The sequence below is a fragment of the Klebsiella sp. M5al genome, assembly GCF_002090195.1.
Classification (GTDB): domain Bacteria; phylum Pseudomonadota; class Gammaproteobacteria; order Enterobacterales; family Enterobacteriaceae; genus Klebsiella; species Klebsiella grimontii.
Map to the genome: position 1 here is coordinate 4,365,379 of NZ_CP020657.1, position 15,825 is coordinate 4,381,203.

At 57.0% G+C, this 15,825-nt stretch carries 16 protein-coding genes; 5 read left to right on the forward strand and 11 right to left on the reverse strand.

The genetic code is table 11. The annotated features are described in order from the left end of the window. Position 1 precedes the first annotated feature (1 nt). The gene (locus BWI76_RS20875) at positions 2-205 is read left to right on the forward strand and encodes a YpfN family protein (protein ID WP_004123464.1); all 204 of its coding nucleotides are present in this window, start codon (positions 2-4) and stop codon (positions 203-205) included. A gap of 232 nt (positions 206-437) precedes the next feature. Here BWI76_RS20875 and ypfH read toward each other — a convergent pair whose 3' ends face one another. The 6 genes from ypfH to dapA all read right to left on the reverse strand — a co-directional run bounded on the left by ypfH (position 438) and on the right by dapA (position 6,968). Further along, positions 438-1,136 carry an esterase gene (ypfH, locus tag BWI76_RS20880; protein ID WP_004136522.1) on the reverse strand — a complete coding sequence of 233 codons (699 nt, stop codon included), beginning with the start codon at positions 1,134-1,136 and terminating at the stop codon, positions 438-440. 77 nt (positions 1,137-1,213) lie between these two features. Continuing rightward, a complete protein-coding gene (locus tag BWI76_RS20885; protein ID WP_049086062.1) occupies positions 1,214-3,214 on the reverse strand; it encodes a tRNA(Met) cytidine acetyltransferase TmcA in 2,001 nt (666 codons plus the stop codon). Positions 3,215-3,226: 12 nt separating this feature from the next. Continuing rightward, on the reverse strand, positions 3,227-4,096 hold the full coding sequence (locus BWI76_RS20890) for a neutral zinc metallopeptidase (RefSeq protein ID WP_024359331.1): 870 nt from the start codon (positions 4,094-4,096) through the stop codon (positions 3,227-3,229). A gap of 120 nt (positions 4,097-4,216) precedes the next feature. After that, the gene (purC, locus tag BWI76_RS20895) at positions 4,217-4,930 is read right to left on the reverse strand and encodes a phosphoribosylaminoimidazolesuccinocarboxamide synthase (protein WP_004136516.1); all 714 of its coding nucleotides are present in this window, start codon (positions 4,928-4,930) and stop codon (positions 4,217-4,219) included. A 108-nt stretch (positions 4,931-5,038) separates the two neighbouring features. Beyond that, positions 5,039-6,073 (reverse strand): outer membrane protein assembly factor BamC, encoded by a 1,035-nt coding sequence (bamC, locus tag BWI76_RS20900; protein WP_004104418.1) that lies wholly within the window; start codon positions 6,071-6,073, stop codon positions 5,039-5,041. 16 nt (positions 6,074-6,089) lie between these two features. Beyond that, entirely contained in the window at positions 6,090-6,968 is an 879-nt protein-coding gene (gene dapA / locus BWI76_RS20905; RefSeq protein ID WP_004136508.1) for a 4-hydroxy-tetrahydrodipicolinate synthase, read from the reverse strand. Positions 6,969-7,121: 153 nt separating this feature from the next. Here dapA and BWI76_RS20910 point away from each other — a divergent pair, with 153 nt between their 5' ends. Further along, on the forward strand, positions 7,122-7,691 hold the full coding sequence (locus tag BWI76_RS20910; RefSeq protein ID WP_004123480.1) for a glycine cleavage system transcriptional repressor: 570 nt from the start codon (positions 7,122-7,124) through the stop codon (positions 7,689-7,691). Positions 7,692-7,694: 3 nt separating this feature from the next. Beyond that, positions 7,695-8,165 (forward strand): thioredoxin-dependent thiol peroxidase, encoded by a 471-nt coding sequence (gene bcp, locus BWI76_RS20915; protein WP_004104423.1) that lies wholly within the window; start codon positions 7,695-7,697, stop codon positions 8,163-8,165. Between the two features lie 78 nt (positions 8,166-8,243). Here bcp and BWI76_RS20920 read toward each other — a convergent pair whose 3' ends face one another. Then, positions 8,244-9,311, reverse strand: coding sequence for an AI-2E family transporter (locus BWI76_RS20920; RefSeq protein ID WP_004123481.1), 1,068 nt, complete (start codon positions 9,309-9,311; stop codon positions 8,244-8,246). A 229-nt stretch (positions 9,312-9,540) separates the two neighbouring features. Here BWI76_RS20920 and bepA point away from each other — a divergent pair, with 229 nt between their 5' ends. After that, the gene (bepA, locus tag BWI76_RS20925) at positions 9,541-11,004 is read left to right on the forward strand and encodes a beta-barrel assembly-enhancing protease (protein ID WP_004136506.1); all 1,464 of its coding nucleotides are present in this window, start codon (positions 9,541-9,543) and stop codon (positions 11,002-11,004) included. Between the two features lie 9 nt (positions 11,005-11,013). Then, positions 11,014-11,373, forward strand: coding sequence for an arsenate reductase (glutaredoxin) (gene arsC / locus BWI76_RS20930; RefSeq protein ID WP_004136504.1), 360 nt, complete (start codon positions 11,014-11,016; stop codon positions 11,371-11,373). Positions 11,374-11,401: 28 nt separating this feature from the next. Here arsC and BWI76_RS20935 read toward each other — a convergent pair whose 3' ends face one another. From BWI76_RS20935 to BWI76_RS20955, 4 genes are all read right to left on the reverse strand, one after another. Continuing rightward, a complete protein-coding gene (locus BWI76_RS20935; protein ID WP_212739160.1) occupies positions 11,402-12,103 on the reverse strand; it encodes a DnaA inactivator Hda in 702 nt (233 codons plus the stop codon). A 95-nt stretch (positions 12,104-12,198) separates the two neighbouring features. Next, a complete protein-coding gene (uraA, locus tag BWI76_RS20940) occupies positions 12,199-13,488 on the reverse strand; it encodes a uracil permease (RefSeq protein WP_024359333.1) in 1,290 nt (429 codons plus the stop codon). Positions 13,489-13,583: 95 nt separating this feature from the next. Continuing rightward, positions 13,584-14,210 carry a uracil phosphoribosyltransferase gene (gene upp / locus BWI76_RS20945; RefSeq protein ID WP_004123492.1) on the reverse strand — a complete coding sequence of 209 codons (627 nt, stop codon included), beginning with the start codon at positions 14,208-14,210 and terminating at the stop codon, positions 13,584-13,586. 182 nt (positions 14,211-14,392) lie between these two features. Next, the gene (locus BWI76_RS20955; protein ID WP_004136494.1) at positions 14,393-15,823 is read right to left on the reverse strand and encodes a 6-phospho-beta-glucosidase; all 1,431 of its coding nucleotides are present in this window, start codon (positions 15,821-15,823) and stop codon (positions 14,393-14,395) included. Positions 15,824-15,825: the final 2 nt, after the last annotated feature.

Sequence of the window (15,825 nt, forward strand, 5' to 3'; positions counted from 1 at the left end):
CATGGATTGGCTAACGAAATACTGGTGGGTTCTGGTGTTGGTATTTTTGGTGGGCGTGATGATTAACGTGATTAAAGATCTGACCCGCGTTGACCACAAAAAATTCCTCAACAATAAGCCGGACCTGCCGCCGCATCGCGACTTCAACGACAAGTGGGACGATGACGACGACTGGCCGAAGAACGACCCGTCGAAGAAGAAGTAAGCAATTTATTTCAGATTGCAGCAAAGACATCGCCCGGTCCACGCAACGCTTCCGCCTGCGGGACCGGTAGCCTGGACAGATGCATAGCATCGCCTCCTGGAATGCGCGGTTCCCCTGCGCGCTTTGTTCCCGGGGGCGGCGCTCGACGCGCCTTGCCCGGGCTACGAGTTCACTGCCGTCTGTAGGTCCAGTAGCCCGGACAGATGCGCAGCATCGCCTCCGGGATTTTTATTTACAGCAGTTCAATAATATCGCTGTCTTTTGGCGTGCTACCGCTGAGCGCTTCGTCGAAATAGTGCTTCGGTACGGTAAAGCGCAGATGATCGAGGGCAAACTGCATACTGCGATCGTCAATCGCGTGCCCCAAATCTTCAACAATATCCAGCGTCACGTCACCGCCGGCCTGCTGCAGCGCCTCCTGCCCCGCCACCGCCCACGCCAGATCGATCACCCGATCTTCGCCGCCGTGGATCAGGTGCACGGTGGTCGCGGTCGTCGCCGTCTCCGGCAGCGTCGCATAGCGGCCGTTAAAGGCGATCACCCGCGATGCCAAACCCGGCTCGGCTTTAATGCTCTCCAGCGACATAATCGCCCCCTGCGAGAAGCCGATCAGCGCCGTCGCCTGCGGGCTGACGCCGCTCTTCTGTTGCCAGTAGCGAACCGTTTCAATGAAGGTCGGCATGATCGCATCCACGCGCTGCTGGCGGTTTTCTTCGCTGACGCCCTGCACGGAGAACCACTGGCGCCCCGGAGGCGGGCCGCACGGCTCCGCGCCGCCGATGCTGACGATCAGCGCTTCGGGAAAGAGCGGCGCAAACCAGCTGCCGATTTGCCCCATTGCCACCGGGTTATCGCCGACGCCATGAAACAGCAGCAGCAGTTGCTGTGCAGGTGTCGCGGGACTTTGAACAATAAAATGATCGTGTTTCATGGCTGTCTCCTTAATGTCTGCAAGGAAGTTTACGCCGCAGGCGAAATATGACCATGCCATTTAGCTGAAGGAGTTAGTTAAAAAAATTGCAGCATTTGAACCTGCTGGCGCAGGTCGTTGGCACGATCCGCATTCACGCCTGATAGCGCCTGCGCCGCTTCTTCGCGCAGCCTGACCAGAAGCGCTTTCCGTCCGGATAAACCTAGCGTTCGGCAAACCGTGGTCTCATCCTGCTGCTGCAGGCGGGCCCGCAGCGCCGGAAGCGGCAGATCCACCCGTATAAGCAGGCGATTGAGGCTACCCGCCGAGGTCAGCAGCGGACGATGGGCAAAAGCAAAACCCGCCACTTCCAGCCAGTCCTCTTCACTAAGAATAGTCGCTTTCCGCTCCGGCAACGGCGAAGGCTCATCTCGCCAGTCGCGCAGCCAGAACTCATCGCGCAGCAGACGCGCGGACTCTTCGCTTGCCAGCCGCTGGCCCGCTTCGCTGAGAGGATAGAGCGCCATCGCGGTATAACAGCCGCTGCTGGCTTCCCGATGGGTGCCCAGCCGCACCAGCGTAAAACCGCAGCGTTGCCAGAAGCGCCACAGCTCAGGCGTGTAGCCGAAACTCACCGACAGATAATCCCGCTCCGCACCCTGCGACGCCGCCTGGGCCACCAGCCGCTGCCCCAGCCCTTCGCGCTGGCGAGCCGGATGCACGGCAATACGGCTGATACGCAGCCCTGTCAGCGTGGCCGCTAGCGGGCTGCCGCCGTGCGCCGCCAGCGACTGCGCCACCAGATTACCGCGCGGACGGCGGTAGCCGGCCCACACCGCCTGGCTAAGGGATGGCTCAAGACCGCCCTCCTCCACCAGCCACAGCGCCCCGGCGATGCGGTTGCCGCTGCGGGCGCAGGTAAAATGCTGCCCCGGCGCATCCATCATGCGCCGCAGATCCAGCGGCGACGTGCGATAGTGGGCGCCGGAGAGCAGCTGATACATCGCTTCTGGTAACGCAGGCTGTCGCCGCCAGCTCTGCTGGCTGACGCTTTCCAGCGCGATATCGCCGCCTGGCGCGTGCTGAAAGGTCTCGTCGTTGAACAGCAGCAGCCGCGCAATCGCCGCCTCCAGCGGACAGCCGCTCGCCCAACGGATGGGCGCCGTCAGGCTAAACTGCCGCAGATGCGCAAAGCTGGCGCAAAACTTAAGCAAAAAGCCGCGCCCGGTCCCTTCGTACCCCTGCACGGTGGTGGTCAATAGCGTCCTTGGGAAGCGGGAGACAAGCTGGCGCAGCAGCGGCCCGGGGATAGCGGCGGCCTCGTCAACAATCAGCCATCCGGCGGTGCAGTCGGAAGCCAGCAATGCGTCGGGGGCCATAAAGCGGAAAGCCTCACCGGCGAAAGCCGCCATGACCTCCGTCGCCGCGCGCGCCGGTGCCGTGACGATGGCATCGCCTGCCAACTGGCGAATAAGCATTCCCGCGAGAGCGGACTTTCCTCGTCCGCGTTCGGCGGTCAGCGCCGCAATACCAGGAGGGGAACCGGACAGTTCGGCAAGCACGGCGGCCTGCTCCGCCAGCGGATGACCATCGGCGGGACGCCATCGCGGACGCGCGGCAAACGCCGGCACTACGCACTCCTCGCCCTGCCGCCAGAGAATGGACGCGTTATCCGCACTACTCTGTTGGCAAAAACGATAAACAAAATTCGGCGTGGAGATGGGGTCGGGAGCATCGCTCCAGCGCAGAGAATCCGCATCAGGACGAGCCGGCCATTGCGCGAAGTCGGGCGTGAGTAATACCAGCCAGCTCCCGGCGCGCAGCGTACCGGCTAACGCGGCAAACGCCGCGACGTCAAAACCCTCGCGGGCATCGAAAAAGGCGTGCTGAAATTCGCGGCCCAGTAGCGATTTCAGGGCAGCAGGCGAGGCGTACGGTTCAGGCATCGGCCGCGGACCGACCCACAGTCCGTCTGAGGCCAGCTCAGTACGTACTGTTTGCGCCTGACGCAGGGTCCAGGCATCGTCGCCGCTGAGAACCAGCAGACGACGAATACCTTCGCGCGCCATCTGCGCCGTCAGGTGACGCAGTTCATCCATGGCCGGAGAGCATTACAGCGCGTTGCCGAAGGTGTTGCACTGCGCCGGGTCGCCGCTATCAAAGCCGCGTTTAAACCAGGTATAGCGCTGCTGCGACGTTCCGTGGGTAAAGCTGTCCGGCACCACGCGCCCCTGGCTCTGCTGCTGCAGGCGATCGTCGCCAATCGCCTCTGCGGCGTTCAGCGCTTCCTGCAGATCGCCGGTCTCCATGTAGTCCTGCTTCTGCATATTGTAGCCCCAGACGCCCGCGAAGCAGTCCGCCTGTAGCTCCATTTTCACCGACAGGCGATTCGCTTCCGCCTGCGAAGCGTTTTGCTGCAGCTGGCGCACTTTCGATTCAATACCCAGCAGCTTTTGAACGTGATGGCCAACCTCGTGGGCGATAACGTAGCCCTGCGCGAAGTCGCCGCCGGCGCCGAGCTTGCTTTGCATCTCATCGTAGAATGACAGGTCGATATACACCGTGCTGTCCGCAGGGCAGTAAAAAGGCCCCATCACCGATTGGCCGGTGCCGCAGGCGGTCCGCGTCGCGCCGCGATACATCACCAGCTTCGGCTGCGCGTACTGGCGGCCCATATCTTTAAAAATCGCGCCCCAGGTATCTTCCGTGTCCGCCAGAATCACCTTCGTGAATTTCGCGGCCTCTTCATCCTGCGGGCTGATGGAGCGTTGAGTGGTGGTTTGCTGTTGTGTTACCGGTTCGCCGGTCAGCATGCCGGTTAAATCTACGCCGTAATAGCCCGCCACCAGGACAATAATCAGCAGCACGATGCCGCCTTTGCCGCTGGGGAGACGAAAACCGCCTCCGCCGCCCATCGGTGAACCTGATTGACCACGACGATCTTCCACATTGTCGCTTTCGCGACGTCCTTGCCAGCGCATAAGCACCTCAATTCATCATATTAACCAATGAATAAGATCGTAGGCGGTTCAGCGAAGGATTACCACAGGAAACAGCAAGAAGAGCGCCAGAAGAAGAAAACTTCTTCTGGCGTCGGGGGATTAGTCGAGCTTCACGCCCAGGCGATGGGCGACTTCTTCGTAGGCTTCAATCAGGCCGCCGAGGCTCTGGCGGAAGCGGTCTTTGTCCATTTTATCCAGGGTATTTTTATCCCACAGACGACTGCCGTCCGGAGAGAATTCGTCTCCCAGCACCACTTCGCCTTTGAACAGACCAAACTCCAGCTTGAAGTCCACAAGGATCAGGCCCGCGTCGTCAAACAGCTTTTTCAGCACATCGTTAGCTTTGAAGGTCAGCTCCTGCATCCGCGCCAGGTTCTCTTTGCTCACCCAGCCAAAGGTTTCGCAATAGGATTCGTTGACCATCGGATCGTGCATGGCGTCGTTCTTCAGGAACAGATCGAACAGCGGCGGGTTCAGCTCAATGCCTTCTTCAATCCCTAAGCGTTTCACCAGCGACCCGGCGGCGCGGTTGCGCACCACGCACTCCACCGGCACCATATCCAGCTTTTTAACCAGACACTCGGTATCGGACAACAGCGCTTCCATCTGGGTCGGGATACCCGCTTCCGCCAGCTTGCTCATAATGAAATGGTTAAACTTGTTGTTCACCATGCCTTTACGATCGAACTGCTCAATGCGAGCGCCGTCCCCTGCTGACGTATCGTTACGGAATTCGAGTATCAACAGATCCGGGTTTTCGGTGCTGTATACCGTCTTCGCTTTACCACGATACAACTCAGCTTGCTTTTGCATCTTTGTCACTCCAGTGATGATTAACGATAAAAATTTGTGCTTTTCTGCCGACGCACACGTTTGCGTCACTATACATTAAAAAGGGCCGGATTGCTCCAGCCCTGTTAATTACTTACTTAATGCGGCCTGGAATACGGCAACCAGGGCATCATTTTGCGACTGCGTCAGAGTATGACCTTTCGGGTCGATGAACTGCAGACTGCTGCGGTTATCGAGGTCCCCGACCTGCAGTTTATAATCGCCGGACACCAGCTGCGGGTCGCGAGCGCCCAGATCGGTCCAGCCGCTGTCGGAAAGGGGTTTATAGGTCACGGACAAGTTACCCTGAGAGCGAGAACTATCAGTTACCTTCATACCCACTTTTTCCAGCGCGCCCGGCAGGCGTTGCCATACCAGATTAAACGGTGCGCGAACGATCAGCATCGGCAGGCCGGTATCATCAGCCCCGCTCTGCACGTCGAAGGTTGCCCCGGCATTTTTCTGCGCGGCGTTCTGCGCGCTGGTGGCGTTCAGATCCAGACCTTCGGAAATGACGTTCAGCATGGCGGTACTGTAGCGCTGCAGCGAAGCCGGATCGGCAACAGGTTTACCCGCCTGCTCCAGATTCACCAGCTTCACGATCACCGCCTGCTGATAGCCCTGCTGCTTAACTGAGATTTGATAGCGACCACGGTACTGCTGGTCTTCATCGAGGCGATTCCATTCGACCCAGTCGGTATTCAGCGTCTGGCTGGCATCGTCGCGTTTAGCGATAGTGTAGTTTTTCGACTGCACGATGCTTGCCACCTGCGCCCACAGCGAACCGCTGCGACCGTTTTCCACCATCAGCGTTGCGGTATCACCGTTAAACTGCGTACGCGCGCCGCTGACCAGCGCCAGAGGCTGGGCCGGCGGACGGATGTCCAGGGCTTTGCCTGTGTTACCGGTGCTGGTTGCAACCGGAATATTATAATCACCCACCTGAACCGGCAGGATCATCCCTGCTGGCGCGTGAAGTTCACTAAGCGGCGTAGCCTGCAAATAGGCCTCGTCGCCGCTCACCTGACGCTTATAGCGCGAGTCAGAACTACAGGCCGCGAGGAGTAGAACCAGCGAAACACCCGCAACCTTCGCCAGGCGCGACTTCTGTACTGAGTAAGCCATCAAATCTCCCTAAACTTTACAGCAAACCGGCATGCTTCAGCGCTGCGGTAACGACCTTAGTACCGTTTTCGGTAATCGGGGTCATCGGCAGGCGTAACGTATCGGTCGCCACAAGACCCAACGCCTTACAGGCCCATTTGACCGGGATAGGGTTGGGTTCGACAAATAATTTGGTATGCAATGGCATCAGACGCTGGTTAATCGCACGAGCTTCGGCAAATTGACCTGCTAGCGCCAGTCGGCACATCTCGGCCATTTCGCGCGCCGCAACGTTTGTCGTTACGGAAATCACGCCGTGACCGCCAAGCTGCATAAAGTCCATTCCGGTCGCGTCATCGCCGCTCAGCAGAATAAAGTCATCTGAAACCAGCTCTTTGATCTGATGAACGCGGCTTAAGTTCCCCGTCGCTTCCTTAATACCGATAATATTTTTAATTTCCGCCAGACGGCCAACGGTTTCAGGCAGCATATCGCAACCGGTACGGGACGGCACATTATACAGGATTTGCGGCAGGTCAGTATGCTCTGCGATAGCTTTAAAGTGTTGGAACAGCCCTTCCTGGGTCGGACGGTTGTAATACGGCGTGACCGTCAGGCAGCCAACCACGCCGCTATCGTTAAATCGTTTGGTCAGGCTAATCGCCTCTGCGGTTGCATTTGCACCGGTGCCGGCAATAACCGGAATACGCCCGTCGGCCAGTTCCAGCGTCTGCATGACCACGTCACCATGCTCTTCATGGCTCAATGTTGCGGACTCTCCGGTAGTTCCTACCGAAACAATCGCCGAGGTGCCGCTGGCGACATGATAATCAATCAGTTTTTTCAGGCTTGACCGGCAGACGTTGCCGTTTTCATCCATCGGCGTGACAAGCGCTACAATACTTCCCGTAAACATGGGCCATCCTCAGAGCATAAGTGGGACAAGATTCTCAATGTTACGTTTGGAGTCGCAATAAAAGCAAGAGACCCGATGCCATCAGGGATGTTGTATGCCGGTTTTTTTTATGCTTTCCTAACGTTACCTCACCTTTTTAAAGGAAGAACAGGTTTGACAGCCTCATTACAACACTATCTGGTTATTACCGCGTTGGGTGCTGACCGCCCAGGCATCGTGAATACGATCACTCGTCACGTCAGCAGCTGCGGCTGTAATATCGAAGACAGTCGGCTGGCCATGCTTGGCGATGAGTTTACGTTTATCATGCTGCTTTCCGGCTCGTGGAATGCAATTAACCTGATTGAGTCAACTCTGCCGCTGAAAGGCGCCGAGCTGGATCTGCTTATCGTGATGAAGCGTACAACCGCGAGGCCGCCTCAGGCGATGCAGAACACCGTCTGGGTTCAGGTTGAGGTGCCGGATTCGCCGCATATCATTGAGCGATTTACGGCGCTGTGCGATACGTGGAAAATGAACATTGCCGAGCTGGTTTCCCGCACTCAGCCCGGTGCAAACGACGAGTCAGCACAGCTTTTTATCCAGATCACCGCCCACAGCCCGACTACGCAAAATGCATCAAATATCGAACAAGCGTTCAAAGCCCTATGTACAGAACTGAATGCACAAGGCAGTATTAACATTGTTAATTATTCACAGCATGATGAACAGGATGGAGTTTGAGTGATGAACCCACTGAAAGCCGGTGATATTGCACCGAAATTTAGCTTACCGGACCAGGACGGCGAGGAAGTAAATTTGACCGACTTCCAGGGACAGCGTGTTCTGGTTTATTTTTATCCGAAAGCCATGACCCCGGGCTGCACCGTACAGGCGTGCGGTTTACGCGATAATATGGACGACCTGAAAAAAGCAGGCGTTGAAGTACTGGGTATCAGTACGGATAAACCAGAAAAACTCTCCCGTTTCGCCGAAAAAGAGCTGCTGAACTTCACTCTCCTGTCTGATGAAGATCATCAGGTATGCGAGCAGTTTGGTATCTGGGGTGAAAAAACCTTTATGGGGAAAACCTACGACGGTATCCATCGTATTAGCTTCCTCATCGACGCCAACGGCAAAATCGAACATGTGTTTGATGATTTCAAAACCAGCAATCACCACGACGTGGTGCTGAACTGGCTGAAAGAAAACGCCTGACGCTAAGACAAACGCAAGACGCCGGGTCGTTCTCAACCACCCGGCGTCTTTTTTTAGGGCATTCCTTGCGGCTTCGCGCTAATGCTCGTCTTCCACGATCAGGCCATCCGGCCAGGCGTGCACCACCGCTTTGATGAGCGTCGCCAGCGGAATCGCGAAGAATACGCCCCAGAATCCCCACAGACCGCCAAAAATCACCACCGACAGAATAATCACCAGCGGATGCAGGTTAACCGCTTCCGAGAACAGTACCGGTACCAGCAGGTTGCCATCCAGCGCCTGAATAATCAGGTACACCGCAAACAGGCTCCAGAACTCGGTTCCTGCGCCAAACTGGAACAGCGCCACGCCCACCACCGGAATGGTGACCACAAACGCGCCGATATAGGGGATTAATACCGAGAACCCCACCAGTACCGCCAGCAGCAGCGAATAGTTGAGGCCAAATAGGATAAAGCCAATCCACGTCGCCACGCCGACGACGATCATCTCCAGCACCTTGCCGCGGATATAGTTGGTAATTTGCTGGTTCATCTCTTTCCACACCTGCCCGGCCAGCCCGCGGTTGCGCGGCAGCACCCGGCGTACGGCGTTAAGCATCTGCTCTTTATCCTTCAGCAGAAAGAAAACCATCAGCGGCACCAGCACCAGATAGACCGCCAGGGTCAGCAGCCCGACCAGCGAGGCCAGCGAATACTTCACTACCGAATCGCCTACGGTTAACATGCGGCTGCGCATATTCTCCGCCATCGCGTCGATAATGCCGGCATCCATTAAGGCCGGATAACGGCGCGGCACCGTCGCGGCGAAATCGGAAAGTTTATTCAGCATTCCCGGCATATCGCGGATCAGATAAATGCCCTGCTGCCAGGCAACCGGCATCACCACAAACGCCATCAACAGCAGGATGCCAACGAACAAAATCAGAACGACCGAGGTGGCCCAGGTACGTGAAAAACCGATACGCTCCAGCCTGACGGTGGGCCACTCCAGCAAATAGGCCAGAACAATAGATACCAGTAGAGGTGCCAGCAGGCCGCTGAAGAAAAACATAATGCCGAACCCAGCCAGCAAAATGACCAGCAGCGCTATCGCCTCCGGATCGCTGAACCGACGACGGTACCACTGCATTAACATCTGAAGCATAAAACCCTTCCCTGAAGAGCGGAGCTGTAACAATCTCGGGAATTGTATCGAAATGTCACAAAAAAGACTTCGCTTTTTATGGGTAAAACCACAAACATTAATGACCGGGTGAATATCATATTTGCAACGCCGCGAACGACGGCTAAACTCGCTGAACCTGCTTGCGGTCAGGGAACATTACGCCGCACAATCGGTCAAACTGGCACACCTACATTACAGGACAGAGGTTATGTTCAGGCAGTTGAAGAAAACGCTGGTGGCGACCGTCATAGCGTCGCTGACGCTGGGTTCAATATTACCTGCTTTTGCCGATACCGCAGACACTCTGCCGGACATGGGCACCTCCGCAGGAAGCACGCTCTCCATTGGCCAGGAAATGCAGATGGGAGATTATTACGTGCGCCAGCTGCGCGGCAGCGCGCCGTTAATTAACGATCCGCTGCTGGTGCAATATATCAACGGTTTAGGCATGCGCCTGGTGGCGCACGCCAATTCGGTGCGCACTCCGTTCCACTTTTATCTGATTAACAACGATCAAATAAACGCCTTTGCTTTCTTCGGCGGTAACGTCGTACTGCACTCGGCGCTGTTCCGCTACTCGGATAATGAAAGCGAGCTGGCGTCGGTCATGGCGCACGAAATTTCTCACGTCACCCAGCGCCACCTTGCCCGCGCGATGGAAGACCAAAAGCGCAACGCTCCGCTGACCTGGGTTGGCGCGCTGGGGTCGATTCTGCTGGCGATGGCCAGCCCGCAGGCCGGCATGGCCGCGCTGACCGGCACCCTGGCGGGCAGCCAGCAGGGGCTGATCAGCTTTACCCGCCAAAACGAGGAAGAGGCCGACCGCATTGGTATTCAGGTCCTTCAACGTTCAGGTTTCGATCCGCAGGCGATGCCGGCGTTTATGGGCAAGCTGCTTGACGAGTCGCGTTACTCGACCCGGCCGCCGGAAATGCTGCTGACCCACCCCTTACCGGAAAGCCGTCTCGCCGACGCCCGCAACCGTGCGAACCAGATGCGCCCGGTGGTCGTGCAATCCTCGCCTGACTTCTACCTGGCGAAAGCCAGAACGCTCGGAATGTACACCTCCGGCGACAATAAGCTGGGCAACGACCTGCTGAGCAACTGGGAAAAAGGCAATATTCGCGAACAGCACGCCGCCCAGTACGGCCGCGCGCTGCTGGCGATGGGCAGCAACAATTACGATCTGGCGCGCAAAACGCTACAGCCGCTGCTGAGCGCCGAACCGCAAAATGCCTGGTACCTTGACCTGGCGACCGATATCGATCTCGGACAAAAGCGAGCCACAGACGCGATTAACCGCCTGAAGGGCGCCCGGGAACTGCGTACTAACCCGGTACTACAGCTCAACCTCGCCAACGCCCTGCTGGAAGGCGGGCAGCCGGGGGAAGCGGCGACGATCCTTAACCGCTATACCTTTAACAATAAAGATGACGTCAATGGTTGGGATTTGCTGGCGCAAGCGGAAGCTAAGCTGGGAAATCGCGATCAGGAGCTGGCAGCGCGCGCGGAAGGCATGGCGCTGGTAGGCCGACTCGATCAGGCCATTACCCTGCTCAGCAGCGCCAGCTCACAGGTGAAATTAGGCAGCCTGCAGCAGGCCCGCTACGATGCGCGTATCGATCAGCTGCGTCAGCTGCAGGAACGCTTCAAACCGTACCAGAAAATGTAAGGAGATCTCATGTCCGATACGGTCAAAATCTATCACAATCCGCGCTGCTCCAAGAGTCGCGACACCCTGAGCCTGCTGAAGGCTAACGGCATCGACCCTGAAGTGGTGCTCTATCTGGAGACGCCGCCGGATGCCGCCACGCTGCGCCAGCTGCTGAAGATGCTGGGAATGGCCAGCGCGCGCGACTTAATGCGCCAGAAAGAAGATCTCTATAAATCCCTCGATCTCGCTAATCCGCAGCTCAGCGAAGAGGCGCTGATCCAGGCAATGATCGATAATCCAAAGCTGATTGAGCGGCCTATCGTCGTCAGCCACGGCGAGGCCCGTATCGGTCGTCCGCCGGAGCAGGTACTGGAGATCGTCAACTAAACAGGAGGAGCCTCAAGCCGCAGCTCTGCTAAAGCTTGAGGATCTCTTTTACAAAAGGAATGGTCAGCTTGCGCTGGGCGGTAATCGAAGCGCGATCGAGCTGATCGAGGGTCATAAATAGCGAACGCATTTCGCGATCCAGGCGCTTGAGCAGGAAGCGGCAGACGTCTTCCGGCATTTCGAAACCGCGCAGCCTGGCGCGCAGCTGAAGCGCCTGGAGCTTATCTTCATCCGACAGCGGCTGCAGCTTGTAGATTTGCCCCCAGTCGAGACGCGAGGCCAGATCCGGCAACCCGAGATTAAGCTGGCGCGGCGGTCGATCGCCGGTGATCAGCAGCCGGGTTTTACCAGACTCGAGGATGCGGTTGTAGAGGTCGAAAATCGCCATTTCCCACAGTTCATCGCCCGCCACGCATTCAATATTATCGATGCAAACCAGCGACAGCTGTTCCATTCCATCCAGCACTTCAGGAACGAACCACGTCCGTTTATCCAGCGGAACGTAGCCCACCGCATCGCCGCGCTGGGAGAGTTCCGCGCAGGCCGCGTGCAGGAGATGGCTGCGCCCCGCCCCTTCCCGTGACCAGATATAGATGTATCCGCTATGATCCTGCCGCAGCACGTTCTGAAGGGCAGCAAGAAGAGAAGGGTTATCACCCGGCCAGAAACTCGCGAAAGTTTCATCATCGGGAAGATACAGTGGCAAAGAGAGCTGTGCCGGTGCGTTCAGATGGACCTCAACATAGGCTTGCAGAAAAACGCGGAGAGTTTAGCACAGAAATAGGCAAGGAGAGAACCGGGCGGGATCGCCGCCCGGTATAGGGATCAATGTTTTGCTTCTTCGCTATCCACAGCGTCGAGGACCACCTCTTCCGGACGCAGCACGCTTATCAGCTTGAAGATCAGGCTCAGGCCGATGCCGACAATGGTCGCCAGCGCCATGCCTTTCAGCTCAGCGGCGCCGATATGCACTTTCGCGCCGCTGACGCCGATGATCAGGATAACGGAGGTCAGAATCAGGTTCTGCGCCTTGTTGTAATCGACTTTAGATTCGATCAGCACGCGAATCCCGGATGCGCCGATGACCCCGTACAGCAGCAGCGAAACGCCGCCCATTACCGGCAGCGGGATAATCTGGATCGCCGCCGCCAGCTTGCCGACGCAGGAGAGCAGAATCGCGATGATCGCCGCGCCGCCGATAACCCAGGTGCTGTAGACGCGGGTGATCGCCATCACGCCAATGTTCTCACCGTAGGTGGTGTTTGGCGTTGAGCCAAAGAAGCCGGAGATCACCGTAGACAGGCCGTTGGCAAACATTGAACGATGCAGGCCCGGATCGCGGATCAGATCTTTTTTGACGATATTGGCCGTCACCACCAGATGTCCAACGTGTTCGGCGATCACCACCAGCGCGGCGGGCAGAATGGTGAAAATCGCAAACCATTCAAAGCGCGGGGTGTAGAAGGTCGGCAGCGCGAACCAGTGGGCATCGGCGATGGGCGTGGTATCGACGACGCCCATCACGAAGGAGAGCGCGTAGCCGACCAGCACGCCGATTAAAATCGGGATAATCGCCAGGAAACCGCGGAACAGCACCGAACCGAAAACCGTCACCGCCAGCGTCACCATCGAAATAATGATGGTTTTGCTGTCCGGCGATTGCCCGTCAGCGGGCAGCAAACCGGCCATGTTCGCCGCGACGCCCGCCAGCTCCAGGCCGATAACCGCGACAATCGCCCCCATCGCCGCCGGCGGGAACATCACGTCCAGCCAGCCGGTTCCAGCTTTTTTGACGATAAAGGAGACGATGCAAAACAGCACGCCGCACATGATGAATCCGCCGAGAGCGACTTCGTAACCTAGCGGCAGCAAAAGCAGCACCGGAGAGATAAACGCAAAGCTCGATCCAAGATAAGCCGGAATTTTGCCTTTGCAGATGAAAAGATATAACAGCGTTCCGATGCCGTTAAACAGCAGTACCGTAGCCGGGTTGATATGGAACAGAACGGGCACCAGTACCGTTGCGCCAAACATGGCGAACAGATGTTGCAAACTAAGCGGGATTGTCTGTAAAAGCGGCGGTCTTTCACTCACCCCGATAGCACGGCGCGTCATGGCATTTTCCTCTGAGAGTCGTTTGTTGATTGCTGTTGGTGTGTTTTATTCAAAAAAAAGCCGACTCTCAAAGTCGGCTTTTTCTACTTCATCAATTATTTCGTACCAAAAATCTTATCGCCGGCGTCGCCGAGCCCCGGAATAATGTATCCGTGCTCGTTCAGGCCCTGGTCAATGGACGCGGTGTACAGCTCAACGTCCGGATGCGCTTTTTCCAGCGCGGCGATGCCTTCCGGGGCCGCCACCAGAACCAGCACCTTAATGCTGCTGCAGCCCGCTTTTTTCAGCAGGTCGATGGTGGCGATCATTGAACCGCCGGTTGCCAGCATCGGGTCAACCACCAGCGCCATGCGTTCGTCGATATTAGATACCAGCTTCTGGAAGTAAGGAACCGGCTCAAGGGTCTCTTCGTTACGGTAGATGCCCACCACGCTGATGCGCGCGCTGGGTACGTGCTCAAGCACGCCTTCCATCATTCCCAGACCCGCGCGCAGAATCGGCACAACGGTAATTTTCTTGCCTTTGATCTGCTCAATTTCTACCGGGCCGTTCCAGCCTTCGATGGTGACTTTTTCAGTCGCCAGATCGGAAGTTGCTTCATAAGTCAGTAAGCTGCCAACTTCTGAGGCGAGTTCACGGAAGCGTTTGGTGCTGATGTCGTGCTCACGCATCAGGCCCAGCTTGTGTTTGACGAGTGGGTGTTTCACTTCCACGATCTTCATTCTCTTTCTCCTCTGAGGGGCAGCCACAAAAAAATCGCCGGATTATACCGCCTTTTACCTTTTACGCCATAGCCGATATGTTTGACCGGGATCAACCAAAATGCTTTACGCTGCCTGAGCCAGTATAAGACAAAATAAAAAAACCCCGCGAAGGCGGGGCTGGATGGGGCTTTACGGCAGTTTTATAGCTTGTCGCCGTTGCTGCCGATAACCTGCTGATACCAGGCAAAAGATTTCTTGCGGCTACGCGCCAGCGTGCCGTTGCCCTCATTGTCCTTATCTACATAGATAAAGCCGTAGCGTTTTTTCATCTCACCGGTTCCCGCGGAGACCAGGTCGATACAGCCCCATGGGGTGTAGCCCATCAGGTCCACGCCATCCTCAACGACCGCTTTTTTCATCTCGGCGATATGGGCAGAGAGATAGTCGATTCGATACTGGTCATCCACCGAACCGTCCGCTTCGCGAACATCAATGGCGCCGAAGCCGTTCTCGACGATAAACAGCGGCAGCTGATAGTGATCCCAGAACCAGTTCAGGGAGTAGCGCAGCCCGACCGGATCAATCTGCCAGCCCCAATCTGACTTCTGCACGTACGGGTTAGAGACCAGGCTCTTGCTTTCATCATAATCCAGCTGCGGGTTGTCATCCGTTGCTTTCGTGGCGAACGACATATAGTAGCTAAAGCCGATATAGTCGACGCAGCCCTGGGTCAGCGCCACGCGGTCTTCTTCGGTGATATCCAGCGCAAATCCGCGGCGCTCGAAGTAGTTCAGCAGATGCTGCGGGTAGCGGCCGCGGACGTGAACATCGGTAAACCAGTAGCGGCGGTGCATGGCGTTCATCGCCATCATCATGTCGTTGGGCGCGCAGCTCAGCGGGTAAATCGGGCACATGGCGATCATGCAGCCAACCCACAATGACGGGTTAATTTCGCGAGCGGCTTTAACCGCCAGCGCGCTGGCGACCAGTTCATAGTGCGCCGCCTGATACATAACCGGCTCGCGGTCCTCTCCCGGCAGATATTTCAGTCCGGAGTTGGTAAACGGCGCAAAATCCTCGTGGAAGTTGGCCTGGTTATTGATCTCATTGAAGGTCATCCAGTACTTCACTTTATGCTGGTAGCGGGTAAACACCACCTGGGCAAAGCGGACGAAGAAATCAATCAGTTTACGGTTACGCCAGCCGCCGTACTCCGTCACCAGATGGTACGGCATTTCGAAGTGGGAGAGCGTAATCACCGGCTCGATGCCGTGCTTGCGGCACTCATCGAACAGGTCGTCGTAAAACTGCAGCCCGGCTTCGTTAGGCTCTTGCTCATCGCCCAGCGGAAAGATGCGCGTCCAGGCGATAGAGGTACGGAAGCACTTGAAGCCCATTTCGGCAAACAGCTGAATGTCGTCTTTATAGCGATGATAAAAATCGATCGCCTCGTGGTTGGGGTAGTTTTTCCCCGGCAACACGCCATCGGTGATTTCGCGCGGTACGCCGTGCGCGCCTGCGGTCATCACGTCGGCGACGCTAACCCCTTTACCGCCCTCTTTCCAGCCGCCTTCCAGCTGATGCGCCGCCACCGCGCCGCCCCACAGAAAACCTTCTTTAAATCCAGACATGT

Coding starts and splice junctions, on each gene's coding strand:
- ypfH (WP_004136522.1), bottom strand. CDS start 1,136: ATGAAACACGATCATTTTATTGTTCAAAGTCCCGCGACACCTGCACAG.
- arsC (WP_004136504.1), top strand. CDS start 11,014: ATGTCCGATACGGTCAAAATCTATCACAATCCGCGCTGCTCCAAGAGT.
- BWI76_RS20875 (WP_004123464.1), top strand. CDS start 2: ATGGATTGGCTAACGAAATACTGGTGGGTTCTGGTGTTGGTATTTTTG.
- BWI76_RS20955 (WP_004136494.1), bottom strand. CDS start 15,823: ATGTCTGGATTTAAAGAAGGTTTTCTGTGGGGCGGCGCGGTGGCGGCG.
- BWI76_RS20885 (WP_049086062.1), bottom strand. CDS start 3,214: ATGGATGAACTGCGTCACCTGACGGCGCAGATGGCGCGCGAAGGTATT.
- bcp (WP_004104423.1), top strand. CDS start 7,695: ATGAACCCACTGAAAGCCGGTGATATTGCACCGAAATTTAGCTTACCG.
- upp (WP_004123492.1), bottom strand. CDS start 14,210: ATGAAGATCGTGGAAGTGAAACACCCACTCGTCAAACACAAGCTGGGC.
- purC (WP_004136516.1), bottom strand. CDS start 4,930: ATGCAAAAGCAAGCTGAGTTGTATCGTGGTAAAGCGAAGACGGTATAC.
- BWI76_RS20920 (WP_004123481.1), bottom strand. CDS start 9,311: ATGCTTCAGATGTTAATGCAGTGGTACCGTCGTCGGTTCAGCGATCCG.
- bepA (WP_004136506.1), top strand. CDS start 9,541: ATGTTCAGGCAGTTGAAGAAAACGCTGGTGGCGACCGTCATAGCGTCG.
- BWI76_RS20890 (WP_024359331.1), bottom strand. CDS start 4,096: ATGCGCTGGCAAGGACGTCGCGAAAGCGACAATGTGGAAGATCGTCGT.
- dapA (WP_004136508.1), bottom strand. CDS start 6,968: ATGTTTACGGGAAGTATTGTAGCGCTTGTCACGCCGATGGATGAAAAC.
- uraA (WP_024359333.1), bottom strand. CDS start 13,488: ATGACGCGCCGTGCTATCGGGGTGAGTGAAAGACCGCCGCTTTTACAG.
- bamC (WP_004104418.1), bottom strand. CDS start 6,073: ATGGCTTACTCAGTACAGAAGTCGCGCCTGGCGAAGGTTGCGGGTGTT.